Genomic DNA, 25,796 nt, shown 5'->3' on the forward strand with positions numbered 1-25,796 from the left:
AAAAAGGGTTCATTTTTTTACATGAACCCTTTTTTAATGGCTGCCGCTAACCCGCCAGGAAGAACCTGAACGCCGGGTTATGCGTTTCATCATGACAGTCATAACCCAGTTCGTTCAGTCGCGTTTCGAAATCAGGTTCGTGCTCACCCAACTCAAACGCCGCCAGTACGCGACCATAATCGGTTCCGTGACTACGATAGTGGAACAACGAAATATTCCAGTGCGTCCCCAGGGTATGCAGGAATTTGAGCAACGCCCCCGGAGATTCCGGGAATTCGAAGCTGTACAGCCGCTCCTGCAAGGGTTTCGACGGGCGCCCACCGACCATGTAGCGCACGTGCAGCTTCGCCATTTCGTCGTCGGACAAATCCACTACGCTGTAGCCACCCTCGTTAAGCAACTGGAGGATTTCCTTACGCTCTTCCAGCCCACGGCTCAGACGGACGCCAACAAAAATACAGGCGTCTTTCGCATCAGCAAATCGGTAGTTAAACTCGGTAACCGAGCGTCCTCCCAACAGCTGGCAAAACTTCAGGAAGCTGCCCTTTTCTTCCGGAATAGTTACGGCCAGCAACGCTTCGCGCTGTTCGCCCAGCTCGCAACGTTCGGAAACATAACGTAGGCCATGGAAGTTAACGTTAGCGCCGGAAAGGATATGCGCCAGACGTTCGCCGCGAATGTTGTGCTGGGCAATGTACTTTTTCATCCCCGCCAGCGCCAGCGCACCGGATGGTTCCGCCACCGCGCGCACATCCTCGAACAGATCTTTCATTGCCGCGCAGATAGCGTCGCTATCGACAGTGATGATGTCGTCGAGATACTCCTGGCACAAACGGAAGGTTTCGTCGCCGATACGTTTCACCGCCACGCCTTCAGCAAAGAGGCCAACACGCGGAAGATCGACCGGTTGACCGGCATCCAGCGCCGCTTTCAGGCAGGCTGAGTCTTCAGCTTCAACGGCAATCACTTTGATCTGCGGCATCAACTGTTTGATCAGCACCGCCACACCTGCCGCTAATCCGCCACCACCCACAGGCACGAATACACGATCAAGGTGGGCATCCTGCTGCAATAACTCCAGTGCCAGCGTGCCCTGCCCGGCAATCACCATCGGATGGTCGAACGGAGGAACCCAGGTAAAACCCTGCTGCTGCGACAGCTCAATCGCTTTGGCTTTGGCTTCATCAAAATTCGCGCCGTGTAGCAGTACTTCACCACCGAAACCGCGAACGGCATCGACTTTGATATCGGCGGTAGCCGTAGGCATGACAATCAGCGCCTTCACGCCTAATCGCGCAGAAGAGAAAGCTACGCCCTGAGCATGATTACCTGCCGATGCGGTGATTACGCCATGCGCTTTTTGCTCTTCGGTCAGACCGGCCATCATGGCATAGGCACCGCGCAGCTTGAAGCTGTGAACGGGTTGACGGTCTTCGCGCTTCACCAGAATCACGTTATCGAGGCGCGAAGAGAGTTTTTCCATTTTTTGTAGCGGTGTGACCTGCGCCGCTTCGTATACCGGCGCACGCAGCACTGCTCTGAGATACTCGGCGCCTTCTGGAGCGCCGGAGAGGGGTTGAGAATCCGCCATGGTCATTATCCCCCTAGTTTCGACTTATCGCGCACCGCACCTTTGTCGGCGCTGGTTGCCAGGCTGGCGTAAGCGCGCAGCGCAAAGGAGACCTGACGCTGACGATCTTTTGGCGTCCAGGCTTTGTCACCACGAGCTTCTTGCGCTTCACGGCGCGCAGCGATTTCCGCATCGCTCAGTTGCAGTTGAATGCCACGATTCGGGATATCGATAGCAATCATGTCGCCATCTTCGATAATTGCGATATTACCGCCGCTGGCCGCTTCAGGAGAAACGTGACCAATGGAAAGCCCCGAAGTACCGCCAGAGAAACGACCGTCGGTAATCAGCGCGCAGGCCTTACCGAGACCCATCGATTTCAGGAAGGTGGTTGGGTAGAGCATTTCCTGCATGCCTGGCCCGCCCTTCGGCCCTTCGTAGCGAATCACCACCACGTCGCCGGCAACCACTTTACCGCCGAGGATAGCTTCAACCGCATCGTCCTGGCTTTCATACACTTTTGCCGGGCCGGTGAATTTCAGGATGCTGTCATCCACACCAGCAGTTTTTACGATACAGCCGTTTTCCGCGAAGTTACCGTACAAGACTGCCAGGCCGCCGTCTTTGCTGTAAGCATGTTCCAACGAGCGAATGCAACCTTCTGCGCGGTCATCATCCAGGGTGTCCCAACGACAATCCTGTGAGAACGCCTGGGTGGTACGGATGCCAGCCGGACCTGCGCGGAACATTTTTTTCACCGCGTCGTCTTTGGTCAGCATAACGTCATAACTATCGAGCGTTTGCGGCAGAGTCAGCCCCAGCACGTTTTTCACGTCGCGGTTCAGAAGCCCGGCGCGATCCAGCTCGCCTAAAATGCCCAGTACGCCGCCCGCTCGATGCACGTCTTCCATATGGTATTTCTGCGTACTCGGCGCAACTTTACACAGCTGCGGGACTTTGCGGGACAACTTATCAATATCACTCATGGTGAAGTCGATTTCCGCTTCCTGCGCGGCCGCCAGCAGGTGCAGAACGGTGTTGGTGGAGCCGCCCATCGCGATATCCAGCGTCATGGCGTTCTCAAACGCCGCCTTGCTGGCAATGTTGCGCGGCAGGGCTGAAGCGTCATCCTGCTCGTAGTAGCGTTTGGTCAGCTCAACGATGCGTTTACCTGCGTTGAGGAACAGCTCTTTACGGTCGGCGTGAGTCGCCAACAGCGAACCGTTACCCGGCTGCGACAGACCCAGCGCTTCGGTCAGGCAATTCATCGAGTTGGCGGTGAACATCCCGGAGCACGAGCCGCAGGTCGGACAGGCCGAACGTTCAACCTGCTCGCTCTGCGAGTCGGAGACTTTCGGGTCTGCCCCCTGAATCATCGCATCAACCAGATCAAGCTTGATGATTTGGTCAGAGAGCTTGGTTTTCCCGGCTTCCATTGGGCCGCCGGAAACAAAGATCACCGGAATATTCAGCCGCAGAGAGGCCATTAACATCCCGGGGGTGATTTTATCGCAGTTAGAGATGCAGACCATCGCATCGGCGCAGTGGGCGTTAACCATATATTCCACTGAATCGGCGATCAGCTCACGCGACGGCAGTGAATAAAGCATGCCGCCATGACCCATGGCGATACCATCATCCACGGCAATGGTGTTGAACTCTTTCGCCACGCCGCCTGAGGCTTCGATTTGTTCGGCAACCAGCTTACCGAGATCGCGCAGGTGGACGTGGCCCGGCACAAACTGGGTAAAGGAGTTCACCACAGCGATAATCGGTTTACCGAAGTCATCATCGGTCATCCCGGTGGCGCGCCACAGTGCGCGGGCACCCGCCATATTGCGGCCGTGGGTGGTGGTGGCAGAACGATACTTAGGCATGCTTGATTAACTCCCGTCTGTCTTTCCCCTGCATATTTCACGCCGCAGCTGAGGACTGCCTCGCTCCCCCCAGTCACCTACTAAAGTAAGCTCCTGGGGACTCGCTGCGTTGCCGTCTTCCTGCAACGTGAACTATTTTGGGGAAATATTAATTTTGTTATTGGTTTACTGAATCCAACCAGCCGTATTTATCTTCCGTTTCACCGGTGAAGAGGCCAAAGAAGGCCTGCTGGATGCGTTTGGTGACCGGACCGCAGCGGCCTTCGCCCACCTGAATACCATCGACGCTGCGTACTGGGGTGATTTCGGCCGCGGTACCGGACATGAACACTTCGTCGGCCAGGTACAGCGATTCACGAGACAGCACCTGCTCACGCACTTCGATATCGAGATCTTTCGCCAGCTTAATGATCGCGTCACGGGTGATACCCGGCAGCGCGGAAGAGGTAAACGGCGGGGTAAACAGAATGCCGTCTTTTACTTCAAACAGGTTTTCGCCCGCGCCTTCGGAGATGTAGCCATTCACATCCAGCGCAATGCCTTCCTGGTAGCCATGACGACGCGCTTCACTACCCACCAGCAGCGAAGACAGATAGTTACCACCTGCTTTAGCAGCGGTAGGAATCGTGTTCGGCGCAACGCGGTTCCAGGAAGAAACCATCGCGTCGATCCCCTGCTCCAGCGCTTCAGCACCGAGGTAAGCCCCCCATGGGAACGCGGCGATTATCACATCAGTGGTATATCCCGCAGGCGGGTTAACGCCCATCCCTACGTCGCCAACAAACACCAGCGGACGGATATAGGCGCTGGTCAGGTTGTTTTTACGAATCACCTCACGGCAAGCTTCCATCAGCTCATCAACGCTCTGAGATACGGGAAAACGATAGATCTTGGCTGAATCACGCAGACGCTGCATATGTTCGCGATGACGGAACACTACCGGCCCTTTGTGAGAATCGTAGCAACGGATCCCTTCAAATACAGAAGTACCGTAGTGCAGCGCGTGGGACATCACGTGGACCTTCGCGTCTTCCCAACGAATCATCTCGCCATTAGACCAAATGTAATCAGCTTTTTTCGTCGTCATTTTTCTTCCTTTTGCGCTCAGGCGCGGATTTGTTGTGATGTGGTTGTGCTCTGGCAGATAGCAACATGTGCAACATCTACCAGTTTACTTAACTGACTAAACAGTAAGTCGACCGACCGGGGGCTGGCAACGGTCAATTCGATATTTATATTCTGCGCATCGCTGGCGGCTTCCATATTCATGGAGCACACCTGAAAACCACGATGGCGTACCACGCGTAAAACACGTTCTAACGTTTCCGGATTGAAACGAGCCTCAACGGCGACCTGATGTTGCATCATGATAATTTCTCCAGCATTTCTGAGTTACTGGCGCCAGGTGGCACCAGAGGCCAGACATTCTCAAGTTCGTCGATTGAGACATGAAGCAAGTATGGCCCCTCGCTGTTCAGCATGGTGTCGAGTGCCGCTTCAACCTGGTCTTTACGGGTGATGTGTTGACCAGGAATGCCGAAGGCTCTGGCCAACATGAGGAAATCGGGGTTATCGGTAAGGGTGGTTTCGCTATAACGTTCCTGGAAAAACAGCTGCTGCCATTGTCGCACCATGCCTAACCGCTGGTTGTCGAGTAAAACTATCTTCAGCGGCAACTGCTTGCGTTTTACGGTGCCCAATTCCTGTACATTCATCATGAAGGAACCGTCACCGGAGATACAGATTACCGTATCATTCGGGCGAGCAACCTGCGCGCCAACCGCTGCTGGCAGGCCAAAGCCCATCGTCCCCAGACCGCTCGACGTGATGAAGTTTTCAGGGCGAGTGTAGGTCATATGCTGTGCCGACCACATCTGATGCTGGCCAACATCCGTTGTCACTACGCTATCCGCAGGTTTGCGATCGGATAACTGCTTTAACAACAGTGGCGCATAGATAGCTTCCCCCGGATGGTCGTAGCGCCAGGTATGTTCTGCGCGCAGTTCAGCGCTGTGCTGACGCCATTCGTCAATCTTCATCAATTGCTGTAATGCTGGCAGAAGAGAATTTAAATCCCCCTGCAGCGCCACGTGTGCCTGGCGCAGTTTGTTCATTTCCGCTGGGTCGATATCCATGTGGATTACGCTGGCGTTCGGTGCGAAGGTATTCAGCTTGCCAGTCACCCGGTCATCAAAACGTGCGCCAACCGCAATCAGTAAATCGCACTCTTGCACCGCGAAATTCGCGGCTTTAGTACCGTGCATTCCCAACATCCCCAAATAGTACGGGTAGTCAGCATCTACTGCGCCCAGACCTTTCAGCGTGCAGGCGACCGGCATTTGGGTTATCGCGATAAATTCACGCAGGGCCGGGACCGCCTGCGCCATACCTACGCCACCACCTACGTACAGGATGGGCTTTTGCGCCTGCGCCAGCATTTTACGTGCCTGCTCAACGTCAGCGTGCGGAAACGTCTCTACGTTTTCGACGGTCGTAAAATATGGCTCCAGCGTACCGCTGGCTAATTGGATGTCTTTCGGGATATCAACCAGAACCGGACCCGGACGACCGGAATTCGCCACGGCGAAAGCCTCAGCCATGATACGCGGCAGTTCTTCGAGTGACTGTACCAGGAAGCTGTGTTTGGTGCAGGACAGAGACATCCCCAGCACGTCCACTTCCTGGAACGCATCCGTTCCGATGAAAGGTGATGCCACCTGACCGGTGATCGCCACCACTGGAACAGAATCTAACAGCGCATCGGCAAGGCCCGTGATCAGGTTGGTTGCGCCAGGGCCGGAGGTAGCGATACAAACGCCGGTTTTACCGGTCGCACGGGCATAGCCAATCGCCGCCATTGCCGCACCCTGCTCGTGTCGGCACAACAGGTGCTCTACGCCGCCGTCATACAACGCATCGTAAACCGGCATAATTGCGCCGCCAGGATAACCAAAGACGGTTTGAACCCCTTGTGCACGCAACGCATGTACCACCCACTGTGCCCCATTCATAGTTACATCCCCGCCGTAAATCTTGAGAAACAGAATTTTATGCTACCGTTCACTTTCTGCTCCTCGAGTATGTTTTTAAGGTCAAAAAAAACCCCCGGACCTTTCGGTGCGGGGGTCTTAGTTCGTTAAGGCTTGTTTTCTAAGCCTTTCCTCGTCCAAGTGCAGCCCCGCACGGTGGGATAATAATCACCACCACGCTAATCACGACCAGGCTAATCACTCGTAGAAGGGCTGTCATTTTTGTATTTTCTTGCATCTTGTTCGAAGGAATACCTAAAGAGTTACCATAGAATTTGCAAATGACACAAGATATTTTTTTATTCGTTTTTCTGACGTCGTTAACGGTTTAGATAAATACCGTTGTTTTTTATACAAAAAAATCAAAAATGAAAATATTTCACGCTTCAGGCGATCATCGGTAACCCGATCCCCAATACAAACACCATTCAAAAGCATTTGCGGGCGTCATTCCAGGCTTAATGTAAGCAGTTATACGTTGCGCAAAAATACGGGAATCAGCATCTAAAAACCGTAATTATATGAAATCTTGCCGCGATGTATTACGACATAATACTTTTATCAGGAGGGATTATGTCACTATCGATTGTTCACACACGCGCCGCGCTAGGCGTGAATGCGCCAGCCATTACCATCGAGGTACATATCAGCAACGGTCTGCCTGGTTTAACCATGGTGGGGCTGCCCGAAACGACGGTGAAAGAGGCTCGCGATCGGGTACGCAGTGCGATTATTAATAGCGGTTATGAATTCCCGGCAAAGAAGATAACTATAAACCTCGCTCCGGCCGATCTCCCGAAAGAAGGGGGGCGATATGATTTACCTATCGCGGTTGCGCTTCTGGCCGCTTCTGAGCAGCTTACACCCCACAATCTCGACACCTACGAGCTGGTAGGTGAATTAGCGCTTACAGGCGCGCTACGCGGCGTTCCCGGCGTGATATCAAGCGCAACCGAGGCCATTCGTGCAGGCAGGCGAATTATTGTCGCAAAAGAGAATGCCGCTGAAGTTGGACTGATACACGGCGAAGGGTGCCTGATCGCCGATCACCTGCAGACCGTATGCGCATTTCTCGAAGGTAAGCATGATTTAGACAGGCCATCATCCGCAGATTTTACGCCTAACGCATTAGCTGATGATCTGAGCGATGTTATCGGCCAGGAACAGGGTAAACGCGGGCTGGAGCTTACCGCAGCAGGCGGCCACAATCTCTTGCTCATCGGCCCGCCGGGTACGGGAAAGACTATGCTAGCCAGTCGACTCAGAGGGCTGCTCCCTCCACTTAGCAACGATGAAGCGCTGGAAAGTGCCGCGATACTCAGTCTGATCCATTCCGACACGATACAAAAACAGTGGAAGCAACGCCCTTTTCGCTCGCCACATCACAGTGCTTCATTAACCGCCATGGTCGGTGGAGGCTCTATTCCTGCGCCAGGAGAGATCTCTTTAGCGCACAACGGCATACTGTTTCTGGATGAACTACCCGAGTTTGAGCGGCGCACGCTGGATGCACTGCGCGAACCCATCGAGTCCGGGCAGATCCATCTATCCCGCACCAGAGCAAAAATAACCTATCCCGCACGCTTTCAACTCATAGCTGCGATGAATCCCAGCCCGACGGGCCATTATCAGGGGAACCATAACCGCTGTACCCCAGAACAGACGCTGCGCTACCTAAATCGATTGTCAGGTCCATTTCTTGACCGCTTCGACCTCTCCCTCGAAATTCCCTTACCGCCGCCCGGTATACTCAGCCAGAGCGCAATGAAAGGGGAAAATAGCGCAACGGTGAAGCAACGTGTTATGGCAGCGCGAGAGCGTCAGTATCAGCGGCAAAATAAGTTAAACGCACATCTGGACAGTCAGGATATTCATAAATACTGCCTACTGCGTAGCGACGATGCACAGTGGCTTGAAGAAACGCTCGCGCATCTCGGATTGTCTATCCGCGCCTGGCTGCGCCTGATTAAGGTCGCTCGAACGATTGCGGATATCGAACAATGTGATCACATCTCTCGCCAGCATTTACAGGAGGCCGTTGGGTACCGAGCGATAGACAGGTTACTCATTCATCTGCAGAAACTACTGACATAAAAAAAGGGCTTTCGCCCTTTTTTTATTAATCATCAGATTCGGTGTAGTCTTCTGCGCCTTCCACCTGAGGTTTCCCACCCGATAAGGTGTGGAAGCGTTTTGGACGCTTAATACGCGTCATGTATTTAGACCACACACGTTCAGCTTCGGTAACCGGCTCACGTTCACCACGGCATACCGCAACAAACAGTTTTTCTTCTTCAGTTACCGGCTCACGCTTGCCCAGATCCAGCTCGTTGAAAGCATAACCGTGACGCTCAAGCAGTTGTGCTTCTTTAATGGTGAAATCACCATGACGGGAGAATCCGCGGGGATAATATTTATTATCGAAATATCGATTAGTCGTCGTAAAGCTTTCCGCCATCCTGCACGCTCCTAATTCTTTGGCCGAGCTATTTATGGCGCGGAGTATTAGTTACGCTTGACAGAGCGTCAAACAAAAGATTTAAATCATAACGACAAATAATTTTATGGAGCGAGTTGTGGATACGGAATTGTTAAAAACTTTCCTGGAAGTTAGCCGGACACGCCACTTTGGCAGGGCTGCTGAAGCGCTCTACCTGACCCAATCAGCGGTTAGTTTCCGGATCAGACAACTGGAAAATCAATTGGGTGTAAACCTGTTCACCCGACACAGAAACAATATCCGTTTAACCGCTGCAGGTGAAAAATTATTGCCTTACGCCGAAACGTTGATGAATACGTGGCAGGCAGCACGTAAGGAAGTCGCGAATACCTCGCGGCATAACGAGTTTTCTATCGGTGCCAGCGCATCTCTCTGGGAGTGCATGCTTAATGACTGGTTGAAGCGTTTGTATCAATCTCAGGAGCCACAATCCAGCCTGCAGTTTGAAGCGAGGATCGCTCAACGCCAATCGTTAGTAAAACAGCTTCATGAACGACAGCTTGATCTACTGATTACTACCGAAACACCCAAAATGGACGAATTTAGCAGCCAACTGTTGGGATATTTCACGCTGGCGCTCTATTGCAGCTCTCCGTCGCAAACCAAAGATGAGCTGAATTATTTACGCCTGGAATGGGGACCCGATTTTCAACAACACGAAGCGGGACTAATAGCGGGAGATGAAGTGCCGGTACTCACCACCAGTTCGGCAGAATTGGCCAGGCAGCAACTTTCAGTGATTAAGGGCTTTAGCTGGCTTCCCGTCAACTGGGCCAAAACCAAAAGCGATCTCCATACGGTTACCGACAGTACAACGCTTTCACGTCCTTTATATGCAGTTTGGCTGCAAAACAGCGATAAAAATGGACTAATTTGCGATCTGCTGAGAACAAATATTCTGGAAAATTAAAGAAAATATAGGCAAGGATGCCGGGAGTAAAACAGCAGGAAGGCACAATTCAAATTGCAGGTAAAAAAAAATCCTTAGCAAAAATGCTAAGGATTATTTCTGGCAGGGGCGGAGAGACTCGAACTCGCGACACCCGGTTTTGGAGACCGGTGCTCTACCAACTGAGCTACGCCCCTAAATTTTCTTATCATTAAGCCTGCTTGGTAGCAGGCTTAATTTTCTAATAAGTGGCGGAACGGACGGGACTCGAACCCGCGACCCCCTGCGTGACAGGCAGGTATTCTAACCAACTGAACTACCGCTCCACCGAATTTCTTTGTCACTACCCGGATTATTCATCCCGGTTTACTGCAATTTGATGCCTGGCAGTTCCCTACTCTCGCATGGGGAGACCCCACACTACCATCGGCGCTACGGCGTTTCACTTCTGAGTTCGGCATGGGGTCAGGTGGGACCACCGCGCTACAGCCGCCAGGCAAATTCTGTTTATCAACACGCTTTTCGCATGTCGATGCAATCTGTATCAAACTGAAAATGATGTCTCTTTCGCCAAAACACCTTCGGCGTTGTAAGGTTAAGCCTCACGGTTCATTAGTATCGGTTAGCTCAACGTATCGCTACGCTTACACACCCGACCTATCAACGTCGTCGTCTTCAACGTTCCTTCAGGACCCTTAAAGGGTCAGGGAGAACTCATCTCGGGGCAAGTTTCGTGCTTAGATGCTTTCAGCACTTATCTCTTCCGCATTTAGCTACCGGGCAATGCCATTGGCATGACAACCCGAACACCAGTGATGCGTCCACTCCGGTCCTCTCGTACTAGGAGCAGCCCCCCTCAATTCTCCAGCGCCCACGGCAGATAGGGACCGAACTGTCTCACGACGTTCTAAACCCAGCTCGCGTACCACTTTAAATGGCGAACAGCCATACCCTTGGGACCTACTTCAGCCCCAGGATGTGATGAGCCGACATCGAGGTGCCAAACACCGCCGTCGATATGAACTCTTGGGCGGTATCAGCCTGTTATCCCCGGAGTACCTTTTATCCGTTGAGCGATGGCCCTTCCATTCAGAACCACCGGATCACTAAGACCTGCTTTCGCACCTGCTCGAGCCGTCACTCTCGCAGTCAAGCTAGCTTATGCCTTTGCACTAACCTCCTGATGTCCGACCAGGATTAGCTAACCTTCGTGCTCCTCCGTTACTCTTTAGGAGGAGACCGCCCCAGTCAAACTACCCACCAGACACTGTCCGCAACCCGGATCACGGGTCTACGTTAGAACACCAGCCATTAAAGGGTGGTATTTCAAGGTTGGCTCCATGCAGACTGGCGTCCACACTTCAAAGCCTCCCACCTATCCTACACATCAAGGACCAGTGTTCAGTGTCAAGCTATAGTAAAGGTTCACGGGGTCTTTCCGTCTTGCCGCGGGTACACTGCATCTTCACAGCGAGTTCAATTTCACTGAGTCTCGGGTGGAGACAGCCTGGCCATCATTACGCCATTCGTGCAGGTCGGAACTTACCCGACAAGGAATTTCGCTACCTTAGGACCGTTATAGTTACGGCCGCCGTTTACCGGGGCTTCGATCAAGAGCTTCTCCTTACGGATAACCCCATCAATTAACCTTCCGGCACCGGGCAGGCGTCACACCGTATACGTCCACTTTCGTGTTTGCACAGTGCTGTGTTTTTAATAAACAGTTGCAGCCAGCTGGTATCTTCGACTGATTTCAGCTCCATGAGTAAATCACTTCACCTACATATCAGCGTGCCTTCTCCCGAAGTTACGGCACCATTTTGCCTAGTTCCTTCACCCGAGTTCTCTCAAGCGCCTTGGTATTCTCTACCTGACCACCTGTGTCGGTTTGGGGTACGATTTTGTGTTACCTGATGCTTAGAGGCTTTTCCTGGAAGCAGGGCATTTGTTACTTCAGCACCGTAGTGCCTCGTCATCACACCTCAGCGTTAACAAGACTCCGGATTTACCTGGAATCTCCGCCTACATGCTTAAACCGGGACAACCGTCGCCCGGCTAACATAGCCTTCTCCGTCCCCCCTTCGCAGTAACACCAAGTACAGGAATATTAACCTGTTTCCCATCGACTACGCCTTTCGGCCTCGCCTTAGGGGTCGACTCACCCTGCCCCGATTAACGTTGGACAGGAACCCTTGGTCTTCCGGCGTGCGGGTTTTTCACCCGCATTATCGTTACTTATGTCAGCATTCGCACTTCTGATACCTCCAGCATGCCTCACAGCACACCTTCAACGGCTTACAGAACGCTCCCCTACCCAACAACACATAGTGTCGCTGCCGCAGCTTCGGTGCATGGTTTAGCCCCGTTACATCTTCCGCGCAGGCCGACTCGACCAGTGAGCTATTACGCTTTCTTTAAATGATGGCTGCTTCTAAGCCAACATCCTGGCTGTCTGTGCCTTCCCACATCGTTTCCCACTTAACCATGACTTTGGGACCTTAGCTGGCGGTCTGGGTTGTTTCCCTCTTCACGACGGACGTTAGCACCCGCCGTGTGTCTCCCGTGATAACATTCTTCGGTATTCGCAGTTTGCATCGGGTTGGTAAGTCGGGATGACCCCCTAGCCGAAACAGTGCTCTACCCCCGAAGATGAGTTCACGAGGCGCTACCTAAATAGCTTTCGGGGAGAACCAGCTATCTCCCGGTTTGATTGGCCTTTCACCCCCAGCCACAAGTCATCCGCTAATTTTTCAACATTAGTCGGTTCGGTCCTCCAGTTAGTGTTACCCAACCTTCAACCTGCCCATGGCTAGATCACCGGGTTTCGGGTCTATACCCTGCAACTTAACGCCCAGTTAAGACTCGGTTTCCCTTCGGCTCCCCTATTCGGTTAACCTTGCTACAGAATATAAGTCGCTGACCCATTATACAAAAGGTACGCAGTCACCCCATAAAGAGGCTCCCACTGCTTGTACGTACACGGTTTCAGGTTCTTTTTCACTCCCCTCGCCGGGGTTCTTTTCGCCTTTCCCTCACGGTACTGGTTCACTATCGGTCAGTCAGGAGTATTTAGCCTTGGAGGATGGTCCCCCCATATTCAGACAGGATACCACGTGTCCCGCCCTACTCTTCGAGTTCACAACACATGCACTTTTGTGTACGGGACTATCACCCTGTACCGTCGGACTTTCCAGACCGTTCCACTACCACACATGCTGATTCAGACTCTGGGCTGCTCCCCGTTCGCTCGCCGCTACTGGGGGAATCTCGGTTGATTTCTTTTCCTCGGGGTACTTAGATGTTTCAGTTCCCCCGGTTCGCTTCATTACGCTATGTATTCACGCAATGATAGTGTGACGAATCACACTGGGTTTCCCCATTCGGAAATCGCCGGTTATAACGGTTCATATCACCTTACCGACGCTTATCGCAGATTAGCACGTCCTTCATCGCCTCTGACTGCCAGGGCATCCACCGTGTACGCTTAGTCGCTTAACCTCACAACCCGAAGATGTTTCGTAAAACACTTCAGTGTTGCGAAAATTTGAGAGACTCGAACACACCGCTTTTCATTTCTTGTTTACGGAGAAATGAAACAGTGTGTCGTTTCAATTTTCAGCTTGATCCAGATTTTTAAAGAGCAAATATCTCAAACGAGACTCGAAAGTCTGTTTTGAGATACTTCGGTCGGCGACTTTCACTCACACATACCAGCAAGTGGCGTCCCCTAGGGGATTCGAACCCCTGTTACCGCCGTGAAAGGGCGGTGTCCTGGGCCTCTAGACGAAGGGGACACTGAAGTCTCAATCGCAAGACGCCTTGCTATTTACTTTTCATCAGACAATCTGTGTGAGCACTACAAAGAACGTTTCTTTAAGGTAAGGAGGTGATCCAACCGCAGGTTCCCCTACGGTTACCTTGTTACGACTTCACCCCAGTCATGAATCACAAAGTGGTAAGCGCCCTCCCGAAGGTTAAGCTACCTACTTCTTTTGCAACCCACTCCCATGGTGTGACGGGCGGTGTGTACAAGGCCCGGGAACGTATTCACCGTGGCATTCTGATCCACGATTACTAGCGATTCCGACTTCATGGAGTCGAGTTGCAGACTCCAATCCGGACTACGACATACTTTATGAGGTCCGCTTGCTCTCGCGAGGTCGCTTCTCTTTGTATATGCCATTGTAGCACGTGTGTAGCCCTACTCGTAAGGGCCATGATGACTTGACGTCATCCCCACCTTCCTCCAGTTTATCACTGGCAGTCTCCTTTGAGTTCCCGGCCGAACCGCTGGCAACAAAGGATAAGGGTTGCGCTCGTTGCGGGACTTAACCCAACATTTCACAACACGAGCTGACGACAGCCATGCAGCACCTGTCTCAGAGTTCCCGAAGGCACGTTCGCATCTCTGCAAACTTCTCTGGATGTCAAGAGTAGGTAAGGTTCTTCGCGTTGCATCGAATTAAACCACATGCTCCACCGCTTGTGCGGGCCCCCGTCAATTCATTTGAGTTTTAACCTTGCGGCCGTACTCCCCAGGCGGTCGACTTAACGCGTTAGCTCCGGAAGCCACGCCTCAAGGGCACAACCTCCAAGTCGACATCGTTTACGGCGTGGACTACCAGGGTATCTAATCCTGTTTGCTCCCCACGCTTTCGCACCTGAGCGTCAGTCTTTGTCCAGGGGGCCGCCTTCGCCACCGGTATTCCTCCAGATCTCTACGCATTTCACCGCTACACCTGGAATTCTACCCCCCTCTACAAGACTCTAGCCTGCCAGTTTCGGATGCAGTTCCCAGGTTGAGCCCGGGGATTTCACATCCGACTTGACAGACCGCCTGCGTGCGCTTTACGCCCAGTAATTCCGATTAACGCTTGCACCCTCCGTATTACCGCGGCTGCTGGCACGGAGTTAGCCGGTGCTTCTTCTGCGAGTAACGTCAATTGCTGCGGTTATTAACCACAACACCTTCCTCCTCGCTGAAAGTACTTTACAACCCGAAGGCCTTCTTCATACACGCGGCATGGCTGCATCAGGCTTGCGCCCATTGTGCAATATTCCCCACTGCTGCCTCCCGTAGGAGTCTGGACCGTGTCTCAGTTCCAGTGTGGCTGGTCATCCTCTCAGACCAGCTAGGGATCGTCGCCTAGGTGAGCCGTTACCCCACCTACTAGCTAATCCCATCTGGGCACATCCGATGGCAAGAGGCCCGAAGGTCCCCCTCTTTGGTCTTGCGACGTTATGCGGTATTAGCTACCGTTTCCAGTAGTTATCCCCCTCCATCGGGCAGTTTCCCAGACATTACTCACCCGTCCGCCACTCGTCACCCAAGGAGCAAGCTCCTCTGTGCTACCGTTCGACTTGCATGTGTTAGGCCTGCCGCCAGCGTTCAATCTGAGCCATGATCAAACTCTTCAATTTAAGTTTGATGCTCGTGAATTAAACTTCGTAATGAATTACGTGTTCACTCAGAGACTTGGTATTCATTTTTCGTCTTGCGACGTTAAGAATCCGTATCTTCGAGTGCCCACACAGATTGTCTGATAAATTGTTAAAGAGCAGTGCCGCTTCGCTTTTTCTCAGCGGCGCGGGGTGTGCATATTACGCCATCCCGCTACAGAGTCAAGCGTTTATTTTCGCTTTTCTCCGCTGACCCGGCGGTTTGTAATCCGTTGTTCCGTGTCAGTGGAGGCGCATTATAGGGAGTTATTTCAGGCTGACAAGGGGAAATTTAAAATAACTTTCCGAGTGCGTGTTTTTTCAGCAAAACCACCATTAACATGCCATAAAATAAGCAAATTGCCGTTTTTGCAGCCGCAATAACACTTCCAGGTGGCATACTAATGAATAAGAAATAAAGTAAGGAAAACCATTCATGCCGTTAAATGCCCAACAGCTAGCCGCACAGAAAAACCTGTCCTACGTTCTGGCCGAAAAGCTGGCTCAGCGAATATTAAAAGGTGAATACGCACCGGGCGCTATATTGCCTGGCGAAATAGAGCTGGGTGATCAGTTTGGCGTGAGTCGTACCGCGGTAAGAGAAGCGGTAAAGACGTTAACGGCAAAAGGTATGGTATTACCGCGCCCGCGTATTGGTACACGCGTCATGCCGCAGGCAAACTGGAACTTCCTCGACCAGGAGCTGCTCACCTGGTGGATGACAGAAGATAATTTCTCTCAGGTCATTAAACATTTTCTGGTGATGCGTATCAGCCTGGAGCCTCAGGCGTGTTTACTGGCGGCGACTATAGGTACGGCAGAACAGAAAGCGCATCTCAACACGCTGATGGAAGAAATGGTCGAGCTGAAAAGAAACTTCAGACGCGAGCGTTGGATTGAGGTTGATATCGCCTGGCATGAACACATCTATGAAATGAGTGCGAACCCGTTCCTTATCTCCTTCGCGTCACTCTTCCATTCCGTTTACCAGACCTACTTTACCTCTATTACCTATAACGACGTGGTCAAGCTGGATTTACACCAGGCCATTGTCGACGCAATAGATGAGAGTGATGGCGATCGCGCCTTCGCTGCCTGTCAGGCATTGCTGATAGCACCGAACGTGCTACCGGATAAATAATATGTCAGAAAAGAAATCACGCAGTATGGCCGGGCTACCGTGGATAGCAGCCATGGCCTTTTTTATGCAGGCACTAGACGCCACGATCCTCAATACCGCCTTACCCGCAATAGCACACAGCCTTAACCGCTCTCCGCTCGCCATGCAGTCGGCCATTATCAGCTACACCCTGACGGTCGCGATGCTGATCCCGGTGAGTGGATGGCTGGCAGACAGGTTCGGTACCCGGCGCGTCTTTATGATAGCTGTTAGCCTGTTTACGCTGGGTTCGCTGGCCTGTGCGCTGTCCAGCTCCCTAAGCGAACTGGTGATTTTCCGCATCATTCAGGGCATTGGCGGCGCTATGATGATGCCCGTTGCCCGTCTGGCATTATTACGTGCTTACCCCCGCAGCGAACTGCTTCCGGTGCTTAACTTCGTAACCATGCCTGGACTTGTGGGGCCGATTTTAGGTCCAGTATTGGGCGGTGTACTGGTCACGTGGGCCAGTTGGCACTGGATCTTCCTGATTAATATTCCAATTGGGGTTGCCGGTATCTTCTATGCCCGCAAATATATGCCGAACTTCACCACGCCGCGCCGCGGTTTTGATATGACCGGTTTCTTTCTGTTTGGTTTGAGCCTGGTGTTGTTTTCCAGCGGGGTAGAGCTGTTCGGTGAGAAGCTTGTCGAGACCTGGATAGCACTCAGCATTATTCTTGCCAGTATTCTGTTACTGCTCGCCTACATTCGCCACGCGCGTCGTCACCCAACGCCGCTAATATCGCTTCCTATATTTAAGACCCGAACTTTTTCCGTCGGGATCGCCGGAAACCTTGCCACTCGTCTGGGTACAGGGTGCGTGCCCTTCTTAATGCCGCTGATGTTGCAGGTAGGCTTTGGATACCCGGCGCTGATAGCCGGTTGCATGATGGCGCCAACGGCGCTGGGATCAATACTGGCGAAATCAATGGTGACGCAGGTGCTGCGCCGGCTCGGCTACAGAACCACACTGGTGGGTGTTACGGTATTTATCGGCCTGATGATTGCGCAGTTCGCATTGCAATCTCCCGCCATGCCGGTCTGGATGTTGATCCTGCCGTTGTTCATTTTGGGTATGGCGATGTCCACCCAGTTTACCTCCATGAATACCATCACTCTGGCAGACCTGACCGATGAAAACGCCAGCAGCGGCAACAGTGTGCTGGCCGTTACTCAGCAGTTATCAATCAGTTTAGGGGTCGCCATCAGCGCTGCCGTTCTGCGTATCTATGAAGGTATAGAAGGAACCAATACGGTCGAGCAGTTCCACTACACCTTTATGACGATGGGCGCTATCACGGTAGTGTCTGCGCTGATGTTCATGCTGCTAAAAGCAAAAGATGGACGTAACCTGATTAAAGAGAGACATAATCCTAAACCGACCCCCGCTCCATCAAAACAGGAGTAAGTTGCAGGCGCTGTTGCTGTAATGTGGGCTGCGCCATCCGGTGGATTAATACATCGATGGCCAGTTCGCCCAGTTCATCTTTTGGTTGATGGATGGTCGTCAGCGGCGGCGTCATATAGCGCGCCAGCTCGATATCATCATAACCCACCACCGCCATATCCTGCGGAATGCGCAATCCCGATTGGTACAGAGCCTGATACGCGCCAACCGCCATGGCATCATTGCCGGTAAAAACGGCCTGCGGTCGCTGTTTATGCGACAGCAACGTTTGCATAGCTTCAAAGCCGCCGCCGAACTCAAAGTCACCGGTAATCTCGTAACCTTCCGGGACCGGCAGCCCCGCCCGCTTCATTGCCGCCCGATATCCTTCCAGACGTAAACGCGCCGGGGTTTTATCCAGCGGCCCGGTGATGCAGGCAATGCGCGTAAAACCTTTTTCGATAAGATGTTGAGTGGCTAAATCCCCGCCCAACAGGGAGTTATCCTGGATCAGATCGCTTTCACCATCAAAAGGCGACCAGTCCATCATGACGGTCGGTATAGAAGGATAGCGTTGCATGATCTCCCTGGAAGGTTGATGTGTTTCCGTGCAGAGCAGCAGCAAGCCGTCCACCCGTTTTTGCATTAACGTTTCCAGATTACGGTTCATGCGCTGTTCATCACCTTCGGTATTGCACAGCACCAGGCTGTAACCGCGTTCAAAACAACTACGTTCAACGCCGCGCACCAGCTCGGAATAAAAGGGGTTGGTACTGGCAGTGATTAACATGCCAATAGTGTGGGTCTGGTTTAACTTGAGACTACGCGCCAGCGCTGAGGGCGCGTAGTTAAGCTCTTTAATCGCCGCTTCAACTTTGTCAGTGACAGACTCACTGACAAAGCGATCTTTATTAATGACGTGAGAAACCGTCGACGTGGAAACCCCCGCCAGGCGGGCGACGTCCTTCATTGTAGCCAAGCGTTACCTCTGTTGACTTAAAAACGCTTCTATTTCTTCGCGCCATGGAACGGAAGGCTGTGCGCCCTTACGGGTGACAGCAATCGCCGCAGCGGCATGTGCAAATCGGATCGCTTCAGGCAGCGGAGTCTCTTCCAGTAACGCTGTAATTAACGCGCCGTTAAAGGTATCCCCAGCGGCGATGGTATCAACGGCATCCACTTTAAACCCAGGCACACGCTGACCTTCACCATTTACGCTAGCCCACACCCCGCGACTGCCTAAGGTAATCAGTACAGTATGGATCCCCTTCGCGTGCAATGCCTGCGCAGCTTTGGCCGCGTCTTCATCGTTTTCAACCCGGATCCCCGTGAGCTTTTCAGCCTCGGTTTCATTCGGGGTAATAATATCCACCAGCGCCAGCAGTTCGTCAGAAAGCTCACGTGCCGGGGCCGGGTTAAGGGCTACCGTGGTCTTATTTTGATGTGCAATCTTTGCCGCAGCCAGTACGCTTTCGATCGGCGACTCTAACTGCATCAGTAAGGCAGACGCCTGAGCAATACGCTCATGCTGAGCTTCCACCAGCGCAGGCGAAAGTGCCGCGTTCGCACCAGCATGAATGCCGATGACGTTCTCACCTTCACCATTCACAAAAATCAACGCCACACCGGTCGATTCCCCCGAAATTACGCTAATCGGCGCAATATCGATATTATCTTTGGCTAACTGTTTACGAACACTTTCGCCAATATCATCATCACCCGTACAGGCAATAAATGCGATATTCGCGCCACTACGCCCCGCAGCAACAGCCTGATTCGCGCCTTTACCACCAAATGCGACCTGATAATGGTTACCGGTTACGGTTTCACCAGGTGTCGGGAAAGAGTTAAGGTTGAGGATGTGATCGGCATTGATACTGCCAAGAACAACGAGGTTGCCTGCGGTTTTCATATTTGGTGTTCCAAGTCAAAGTGCGCCACCGGATTAGGGTGGCGCGTGCCCTGCTTTTCTTTTTACGCTTTCATCCCCAAAACCCGATACGGGGATGGCGTCTTTATGTCTCCATCAGGCCGCGAGCGACCTGAATCGGTATTACTGCTTGATGACCAGCTTCAGGTCAACCGGATATTTAGCCTGAACCTTCTCGCCTTTCAGGACTTTATCCGCAGTCTCAACGCCTTTCGCGCCGATCTGATCCGGCAGCTGAGCAATGGTCGCAGCCAGTTTGCCATCATTTACTGCTTTTTCGCCATCTGGAGTACCGTCAAATCCAACCACCATCACATCAGATTTACCCGCAGTTTGCAGTGCGCGCAGCGCACCCAACGCCATTTCATCGTTCTGGGCAAATACGGCCTGCACGTCAGGATGCGCGGTCAGCAGGTTCTGCATGACGTTCAGACCTTTGGTGCGGTCGAAGTCGGCCGGCTGGCTGGCCAGTACGTTAAATTTGTGTGCCGCAACAGCCTGCTGGAAACCTTCGCCACGCTCACGCGCCGCTGAAGTACCGGCAATACCCTGCAGTTCGATAACTTTCGCGCCTTCACCCGCTTTCTTCGCGATGTAATCGCCCGCAATCTTACCGCCCAGCACGTTATCAGATGCAATATGGCTTACCACTTCGCCTTTGGACGCAACGCGGTCAAGGGTGATAACCGGAATTTTCGCCTGGTTAGCCATCTTCACAGCGTTACCAACAGCATCGGAGTCTGTCGGGTTAATCAACAGAATTTTAGTTCCACGAACCGTTAAATCCTGAACGTTAGCCAGCTCTTTCGCCGGGTTGTTCTGTGAGTCCAGAATCACCAGGTTGTAGCCCAGCTTATCAGCCTCTTTTTGCGCCCCGTCCTTCAAAGAAACAAAGAACGGGTTGTTGAGGGTGGAGACCACCAGCGCAATGGTATCTTTCGCCATCGCATTCGCGCTCACGGTGGCGCTCAGCGCAACAGCAGAAACCAGGGTAGCTAGTTTTTTCATGTTCATATTTAAGATGTCCTGTAATCGTTGTTACTGCTTTTTGTTGTCTACCAGTACCGCCAGCAAAATCACCACCGCTTTGACGATCATCTGGTAATAGGAGGATACACCTAACAAATTCAAACCATTATTGAGGAAACCAAGAATCAATGCGCCGATCAGCGTCCCAACAATACGTCCTTTACCACCCGCCAGGCTGGTACCACCTAACACCACCGCGGCGATAGCATCCAGCTCATAGCCAGTACCTGCCGTCGGTTGCGCAGAGGAGAGGCGCGCTACTTCAATGATGCCCGCCAGCGATGCCAGCAGCCCACACAGGGAGTAAACGATAATTTTGATTTTACTTACGCTGATACCGGACAGGCGCGTTGCCGCTTCGTTACCGCCCAGCGCATAGATATAACGACCCAGACGAGTGTGGTGCAGCATGTACCACGCCGCGAGGAAGACAATCCCCATAATCCACACAGGCGTAGGGACGCCTAACGGACGACCAATACCAAACCAGCCAAACAGATCGGCATTGTCAGTAAACCCGGTATTAACCGGACTGCCGTTGGTGTATACCATGGTCACACCACGCAGCAGCAGCATCATCACCAGGGTCGCGATAAACGCCTGTACCCGGCCTTTCGCGACAATCACCCCGGTTACCGCGCCAATAGCAGCACCAAGCGCCAGAGCCGCAGCGACAGCCACCAGCGCATTGACTTCAATCCCTACAATGGAAGCCGCAACCGCACCGGTAAGCGCCAGCAAAGAACCGACAGACAGATCGATCCCCGACGTCAGGATAACCAGCGTCATGCCAACGGCCATGATGGCGTTCACCGACGTTTGCTGGAGGATGTTGAACAGGTTATTAACGGTAAAAAAGTTAGGGCTCATGGTGGAAACAATCGCGATCAGCACTAACAGAGCGATGAGCGACTTTTGCTCCAGAAGCCATGCTTTAGTGAAATAACGGCGACCAGAAACAGCCTGGGTAGTCATCTTTTTTACTCCTGATTCACGCGATTAAGCTTGCCCACAGCGGCAGCCATTAATACTTCCTGAGTGGCCTGCTCGCGAGTGAACTCACCGCCGAGATGCCCTTCATGCATAACGATAATTCGATCGCTCATGCCCAATACTTCTGGCATCTCAGAGGAGACCAGAATGATGCTCAGCCCATCGGCCTTAAACTGGTTGATAAGCTGATAGATTTCTTTCTTAGCCCCAACGTCAACACCGCGCGTCGGTTCATCGAGGATCAGGACTTTTGGTCGGGTCATCAGACCGCGCGCAATCGCCACTTTCTGCTGATTACCGCCAGAAAGCAGGCCGATAGCCTGTTCCATCGATGGCGTTTTAACATTGAACAGACGAATAAAATCACCTACCGCCTGCTGCTCGTCTTTATGTTTAAGGCTTCCACCAGCGCGACTGAAATAACGCAGCGCGGTTAGTGACATGTTCTCTTTCACCGACATGCCCAGCACTAAACCATCGCGTTTACGGTCTTCAGAAATATAGACGATGCCGTTAGCCAACCCATCCTGCGGCGAACGGGTGACCACTTCATGGCCATCAAGCGTGACGTAACCGCTGATGCGCGGCAATGCGCCGTACAACACTTTCATCAGCTCGGTACGTCCGGCACCCATCAGCCCCGATACGCCAAGGATCTCGCCTTTACGTAGCGTGAATGAAACATCGTTTACGCCAGGGCCGCACAGGTTATCGACCTTCAGGCGAATATCACCCGGCGCTTTTTCCAGGCGCGGGTATTGATCTTCCAGCTTACGTCCCACCATCATTTCAATCAGCGAGTCTTCGGTCAGCGAGGCGACTTCACGCTCGGCAATAAACTGCCCGTCGCGAAAAACGGTCACGTCGTCACAAATCTCGAAGATCTCTTTCATGCGGTGAGAAATATAGACAATACCGCGTCCCTGGGATTTCAGTTCGCGAATGACGCGGAACAGGGATTCGGTTTCGGTATCGGTGAGCGCATCCGTCGGTTCATCCATAATGATGACCTTCGATTCAAAGCTCAGCACTTTGGCAATTTCAACCATCTGCTGATCGCCAATCGACAGTTCACCGACCAGTCTGTCGCTTTTAAAGCGCAGATTCAGTTTGGCAAGCAGCAGATCGGCTTCGGCGTACATCTTCTTCCAGTCAATTTTGCCAAAGCGATTAACGAACTCACGGCCAAGAAAAATGTTCTCGGCGATAGTGAGTTGCGGGATCAAATTCAGCTCCTGGTGGATGATACCGATTCCGGCTTCCTGGGAGGATTTAGGGCCGTTAAAGGTGGTCTCTTTTCCCAACCACAATAAAGAACCGGCATCACGGGTATAGATCCCGGTCAGCACTTTCATCATGGTGGATTTGCCCGCGCCGTTTTCGCCCACCAGCGCCATTACGCGGCCTGGGTAGACATTCAGCGCGGCGCCGGATAGCGCTTTTACGCCCGGGAACGCTTTATCGATCCCTTTGAGTTGCAGTAATGCGTTCATGATGGCCTCAGAACGTGACGCCAGCACAGAGAATGATATTCGCATACGGAGAACACTCTCCGCTGCGAATTACCGCCTGACTGTCTGCGGTTTGTTTTTTGAATTGTTCATGCGTGGTGTAACGAATTTCTATGGTGTTTCCCTGGTGTTGTTGCAGTTGCTCAATGTGGCTGAGCAACGTTTCGTGGAGTTGCGGATTATGTTGTTTAATTTCCGTCGCGAGAATGGCTGCCTCGACCTGCATTTCACGTGTCACCACATCCAGTACCTGCATAAAAGAAGGTACGCCCTGGGTTAATGCCATATCGATACGCGTTGTGCTATTCGGGATGGGTAAACCTGCATCACACACCACCAGCGTATCGGTATGCCCCAGACGGGAGATCACCGATGAAATTTCAGAGTTGAGTACCGTGCCTTTCTTCATTTTCTTTCCCCACTAGCGAAACGTTTCGCTGAAGATAAGTGTAGAGCGAAGAGTGGAGATAAAACCACCGCGAAGTTACGAAAATGTGATCGTCATCGAAACGTTTCGCAAGGATTATCATTCGATGAAATGAAAACTGGGAGGGACAAAACAAAACGCCCCCTTTCGCGATGAAAGAGGGCGTCGATGAGATTAAATCTCGACCTGAGTACCGAGCTCAATAACCCGGTTCGGTGGGATTTCAAACTGGTCCGGGGCGCGCAGCGCATTGCGTTGTAGTAGCAGATACAGCTTGCCGCGCAAACGCAGATACCATGGTCGTTTGCCAACAATCAACGACTCGTGCGACATGAAGAACGAGGTTTCCATCATCCGACAGCTTAAGCCCTCCAGACCGCAGCGATGGAACACTTCTTCAACGTTCGGCGTTTCGCGCCAACCGTAGCTGGCCACCACGCGCCAGAAGGTGGGCGATAACTGCTCAATCTGCACCCTACGCACATTGTGAACATATGGCGCATCTTCCGTGCGCAGCGTCAGCAGAATAACGCGTTCATGCAGGACCTTGTTATGTTTGAGGTTATGCAGTAGCGCAAACGGGATGACGTTCAATGCACGAGACATGTACACCGCCGTTCCCGGCACGCGTACCGGTGGTGATTTCTCCAGAGAGGCAATCATCGCCTCCAGAGAGTTGCCGTGCTCATGCATGCGACGCAGCAGACGGAAACGCTCGCTTTTCCAGGTGGTCATGATGGTGAACATCACCAGACCCAGCGTCAGAGGCAGCCAACCGCCGGAAATCAGTTTATCGAGGTTCGCGGAGAACAGCGGAACATCGACGCACAAGAACGCCACCAGGATCAGGAAGACGAAGTATTTATTCCAGTGCCAGTTTTTGCGCGCCACGGTGGTCGACAGAATTGAGGTCAGCACCATCGTCCCCGTCACCGCAATCCCGTACGCCGCAGCCAGATTGCTGGAGTGTTCAAAGCTCACAATCACAATAACCACTGCAAAATAGAGCATCCAGTTAACGAAAGGAATGTAGATCTGGCCCGATTCCATTTCCGAGGTATGGATGATACGCATCGGCGATAAATACCCCAGACGCACGGCCTGACGCGTCAGTGAGAAGACGCCGGAGATAACCGCCTGTGAAGCGATAACCGTTGCCAGCGCGGCGAGGATCAGGAGCGGTATCAGCGCCCAGTCCGGCGCCAGCAGGAAGAACGGGTTTTTAATCGCTTCAGGATGCTTTAACAGCAACGCCCCCTGACCAAAATAGTTCAGTACCAGCGAAGGCAATACCACGGAGAACCATGCCAGGCGAATCGGCAACTTACCGAAGTGGCCCATATCCGCATACAGCGCTTCAACACCGGTAATCGACAACACCACCGCACCCAGCGCAATAAAGGACAACGTTTTGAATTCGAGGAAGAAATGCACCGCCCAATACGGATTGAGCGCCTGCAGCACTTCCGGATTGCCAATAATACTGCGCACGCCTAACACCGCCAGCGTCAGGAACCACAACAGCATAATCGGCGCAAACAGCTTACCGACCATGCCGGTACCGTGTTTTTGAATCAAAAACAGCAGGGTCAGTACGATTATCGAGAGCGGAACAATCCAGGTATCCAGTTGCGGAGCAATGATCTCCAGACCTTCAATCGCCGACATTACCGAGATAGCAGGCGTTATCACCACTTCTCCATAGAAGAAGCTGCCGCCAATCAACCCCATAATCACCAGCATGGAGGTTGTTCGTGCTGAAGTATTACGCCCGGCCAATGACATCAGCGTCAGGATCCCGCCTTCTCCGGCGTTATCCGCGCGCATGACAAACGTCAGGTATTTAATGGAGACAACAAAGATCAGCAGCCAGAAAATCAGCGAGAGAAAGCCAAATACGGCGTCACGTTCAACGCCAAAACCAAACTGGCCGGACAAACATTCACGAAGCGTATAAAGTGGGCTGGTACCAATATCACCGTAGACAACCCCAATGGCCGCAAGGGTAATCGCAGACAATGATTGTTTATTATCAGTGCTCATAGACTCGTCT

Annotated in this window: 18 protein-coding genes, 3 tRNA genes and 3 rRNA genes; 4 read left to right on the top strand and 20 right to left on the bottom strand. The window is 52.5% G+C overall.

Annotated features, from left to right (window positions below; all coding sequences use genetic code 11):
• Positions 1-46: 46 nt before the first annotated feature.
• The 6 genes from ilvA to ilvL form a co-directional block, all read right to left on the bottom strand.
• Positions 47-1,591, bottom strand: coding sequence for a threonine ammonia-lyase, biosynthetic (gene ilvA, locus HVZ39_RS24590; protein WP_016157833.1), 1,545 nt, complete (start codon positions 1,589-1,591; stop codon positions 47-49).
• Between the two features lie 5 nt (positions 1,592-1,596).
• Positions 1,597-3,447, bottom strand: a complete 1,851-nt coding sequence (ilvD, locus tag HVZ39_RS24595) for a dihydroxy-acid dehydratase (protein WP_016157832.1) — start codon at positions 3,445-3,447, stop codon at positions 1,597-1,599.
• A gap of 157 nt (positions 3,448-3,604) precedes the next feature.
• Complete coding sequence (locus HVZ39_RS24600) at positions 3,605-4,534, bottom strand: branched-chain amino acid transaminase (RefSeq protein WP_003829030.1); 930 nt, start codon at positions 4,532-4,534, stop codon at positions 3,605-3,607.
• A gap of 17 nt (positions 4,535-4,551) precedes the next feature.
• Positions 4,552-4,815, bottom strand: coding sequence for an acetolactate synthase 2 small subunit (gene ilvM, locus HVZ39_RS24605; protein WP_003018017.1), 264 nt, complete (start codon positions 4,813-4,815; stop codon positions 4,552-4,554).
• Positions 4,812-6,458 carry an acetolactate synthase 2 catalytic subunit gene (gene ilvG / locus HVZ39_RS24610; protein WP_016157831.1) on the bottom strand — a complete coding sequence of 549 codons (1,647 nt, stop codon included), beginning with the start codon at positions 6,456-6,458 and terminating at the stop codon, positions 4,812-4,814. Before ilvG ends, ilvM begins: the two co-directional genes overlap by 4 nt.
• A 139-nt stretch (positions 6,459-6,597) precedes the next feature.
• Positions 6,598-6,696, bottom strand: coding sequence for an ilv operon leader peptide (gene ilvL, locus HVZ39_RS24615; RefSeq protein WP_001311244.1), 99 nt, complete (start codon positions 6,694-6,696; stop codon positions 6,598-6,600).
• 353 nt (positions 6,697-7,049) lie between these two features.
• Here ilvL and HVZ39_RS24620 point away from each other — a divergent pair, with 353 nt between their 5' ends.
• Entirely contained in the window at positions 7,050-8,570 is a 1,521-nt protein-coding gene (locus HVZ39_RS24620) for a YifB family Mg chelatase-like AAA ATPase (RefSeq protein WP_181633072.1), read from the top strand.
• A gap of 25 nt (positions 8,571-8,595) precedes the next feature.
• Here the strand turns inward: HVZ39_RS24620 and maoP are convergent, their stop codons facing one another.
• The gene (maoP, locus tag HVZ39_RS24625; protein ID WP_003018025.1) at positions 8,596-8,934 is read right to left on the bottom strand and encodes a macrodomain Ori organization protein MaoP; all 339 of its coding nucleotides are present in this window, start codon (positions 8,932-8,934) and stop codon (positions 8,596-8,598) included.
• A 106-nt stretch (positions 8,935-9,040) separates the two neighbouring features.
• Between maoP and hdfR the strand changes: the two genes are divergently transcribed.
• The gene (gene hdfR, locus HVZ39_RS24630; protein ID WP_094761725.1) at positions 9,041-9,886 is read left to right on the top strand and encodes an HTH-type transcriptional regulator HdfR; all 846 of its coding nucleotides are present in this window, start codon (positions 9,041-9,043) and stop codon (positions 9,884-9,886) included.
• A 100-nt stretch (positions 9,887-9,986) separates the two neighbouring features.
• Here hdfR and HVZ39_RS24635 read toward each other — a convergent pair.
• The 6 genes from HVZ39_RS24635 to HVZ39_RS24660 form a co-directional block, all read right to left on the bottom strand.
• Positions 9,987-10,062, bottom strand: a tRNA-Trp gene (locus HVZ39_RS24635).
• A gap of 52 nt (positions 10,063-10,114) precedes the next feature.
• A tRNA-Asp gene (locus HVZ39_RS24640) sits at positions 10,115-10,191 on the bottom strand.
• Positions 10,192-10,246: 55 nt separating this feature from the next.
• Positions 10,247-10,362 (bottom strand): 5S ribosomal RNA (rrf, locus tag HVZ39_RS24645).
• A 94-nt stretch (positions 10,363-10,456) separates the two neighbouring features.
• A 23S ribosomal RNA gene (locus HVZ39_RS24650) occupies positions 10,457-13,363 on the bottom strand.
• A gap of 220 nt (positions 13,364-13,583) precedes the next feature.
• A tRNA-Glu gene (locus tag HVZ39_RS24655) sits at positions 13,584-13,659 on the bottom strand.
• Between the two features lie 85 nt (positions 13,660-13,744).
• A 16S ribosomal RNA gene (locus HVZ39_RS24660) occupies positions 13,745-15,286 on the bottom strand.
• Together the 16S, 23S and 5S rRNA genes with 3 tRNA genes alongside form the textbook arrangement of a ribosomal RNA operon.
• 454 nt (positions 15,287-15,740) lie before the next feature.
• Here HVZ39_RS24660 and HVZ39_RS24665 point away from each other — a divergent pair.
• Positions 15,741-16,445 carry a FadR/GntR family transcriptional regulator gene (locus HVZ39_RS24665; protein ID WP_016157828.1) on the top strand — a complete coding sequence of 235 codons (705 nt, stop codon included), beginning with the start codon at positions 15,741-15,743 and terminating at the stop codon, positions 16,443-16,445.
• 1 nt (position 16,446) lies between these two features.
• Complete coding sequence (mdtD, locus tag HVZ39_RS24670; RefSeq protein WP_181633073.1) at positions 16,447-17,874, top strand: multidrug transporter subunit MdtD; 1,428 nt, start codon at positions 16,447-16,449, stop codon at positions 17,872-17,874.
• Here mdtD and rbsR read toward each other — a convergent pair.
• The 7 genes from rbsR to kup all read right to left on the bottom strand — a co-directional run bounded on the left by rbsR (position 17,840) and on the right by kup (position 25,786).
• The gene (gene rbsR / locus HVZ39_RS24675; RefSeq protein WP_094761515.1) at positions 17,840-18,832 is read right to left on the bottom strand and encodes a ribose operon transcriptional repressor RbsR; all 993 of its coding nucleotides are present in this window, start codon (positions 18,830-18,832) and stop codon (positions 17,840-17,842) included. The genes mdtD and rbsR overlap by 35 nt on opposite strands.
• 3 nt (positions 18,833-18,835) lie before the next feature.
• Entirely contained in the window at positions 18,836-19,765 is a 930-nt protein-coding gene (gene rbsK / locus HVZ39_RS24680; protein WP_016157826.1) for a ribokinase, read from the bottom strand.
• Between the two features lie 141 nt (positions 19,766-19,906).
• The gene (gene rbsB / locus HVZ39_RS24685; RefSeq protein ID WP_003023760.1) at positions 19,907-20,797 is read right to left on the bottom strand and encodes a ribose ABC transporter substrate-binding protein RbsB; all 891 of its coding nucleotides are present in this window, start codon (positions 20,795-20,797) and stop codon (positions 19,907-19,909) included.
• 24 nt (positions 20,798-20,821) lie between these two features.
• Positions 20,822-21,787, bottom strand: coding sequence for a ribose ABC transporter permease (gene rbsC, locus HVZ39_RS24690; RefSeq protein ID WP_003023762.1), 966 nt, complete (start codon positions 21,785-21,787; stop codon positions 20,822-20,824).
• A 5-nt stretch (positions 21,788-21,792) separates the two neighbouring features.
• Positions 21,793-23,298 (bottom strand): ribose ABC transporter ATP-binding protein RbsA, encoded by a 1,506-nt coding sequence (gene rbsA, locus HVZ39_RS24695; RefSeq protein ID WP_181629525.1) that lies wholly within the window; start codon positions 23,296-23,298, stop codon positions 21,793-21,795.
• 7 nt (positions 23,299-23,305) lie between these two features.
• Positions 23,306-23,725, bottom strand: coding sequence for a D-ribose pyranase (gene rbsD / locus HVZ39_RS24700; RefSeq protein WP_016155090.1), 420 nt, complete (start codon positions 23,723-23,725; stop codon positions 23,306-23,308).
• A gap of 192 nt (positions 23,726-23,917) precedes the next feature.
• Positions 23,918-25,786, bottom strand: coding sequence for a low affinity potassium transporter Kup (gene kup / locus HVZ39_RS24705; RefSeq protein WP_003023768.1), 1,869 nt, complete (start codon positions 25,784-25,786; stop codon positions 23,918-23,920).
• Positions 25,787-25,796: the final 10 nt, after the last annotated feature.

Origin of the sequence: Citrobacter sp. RHB35-C21 (assembly GCF_013816515.1) — a bacterium.
GTDB lineage: Bacteria > Pseudomonadota > Gammaproteobacteria > Enterobacterales > Enterobacteriaceae > Citrobacter > Citrobacter braakii.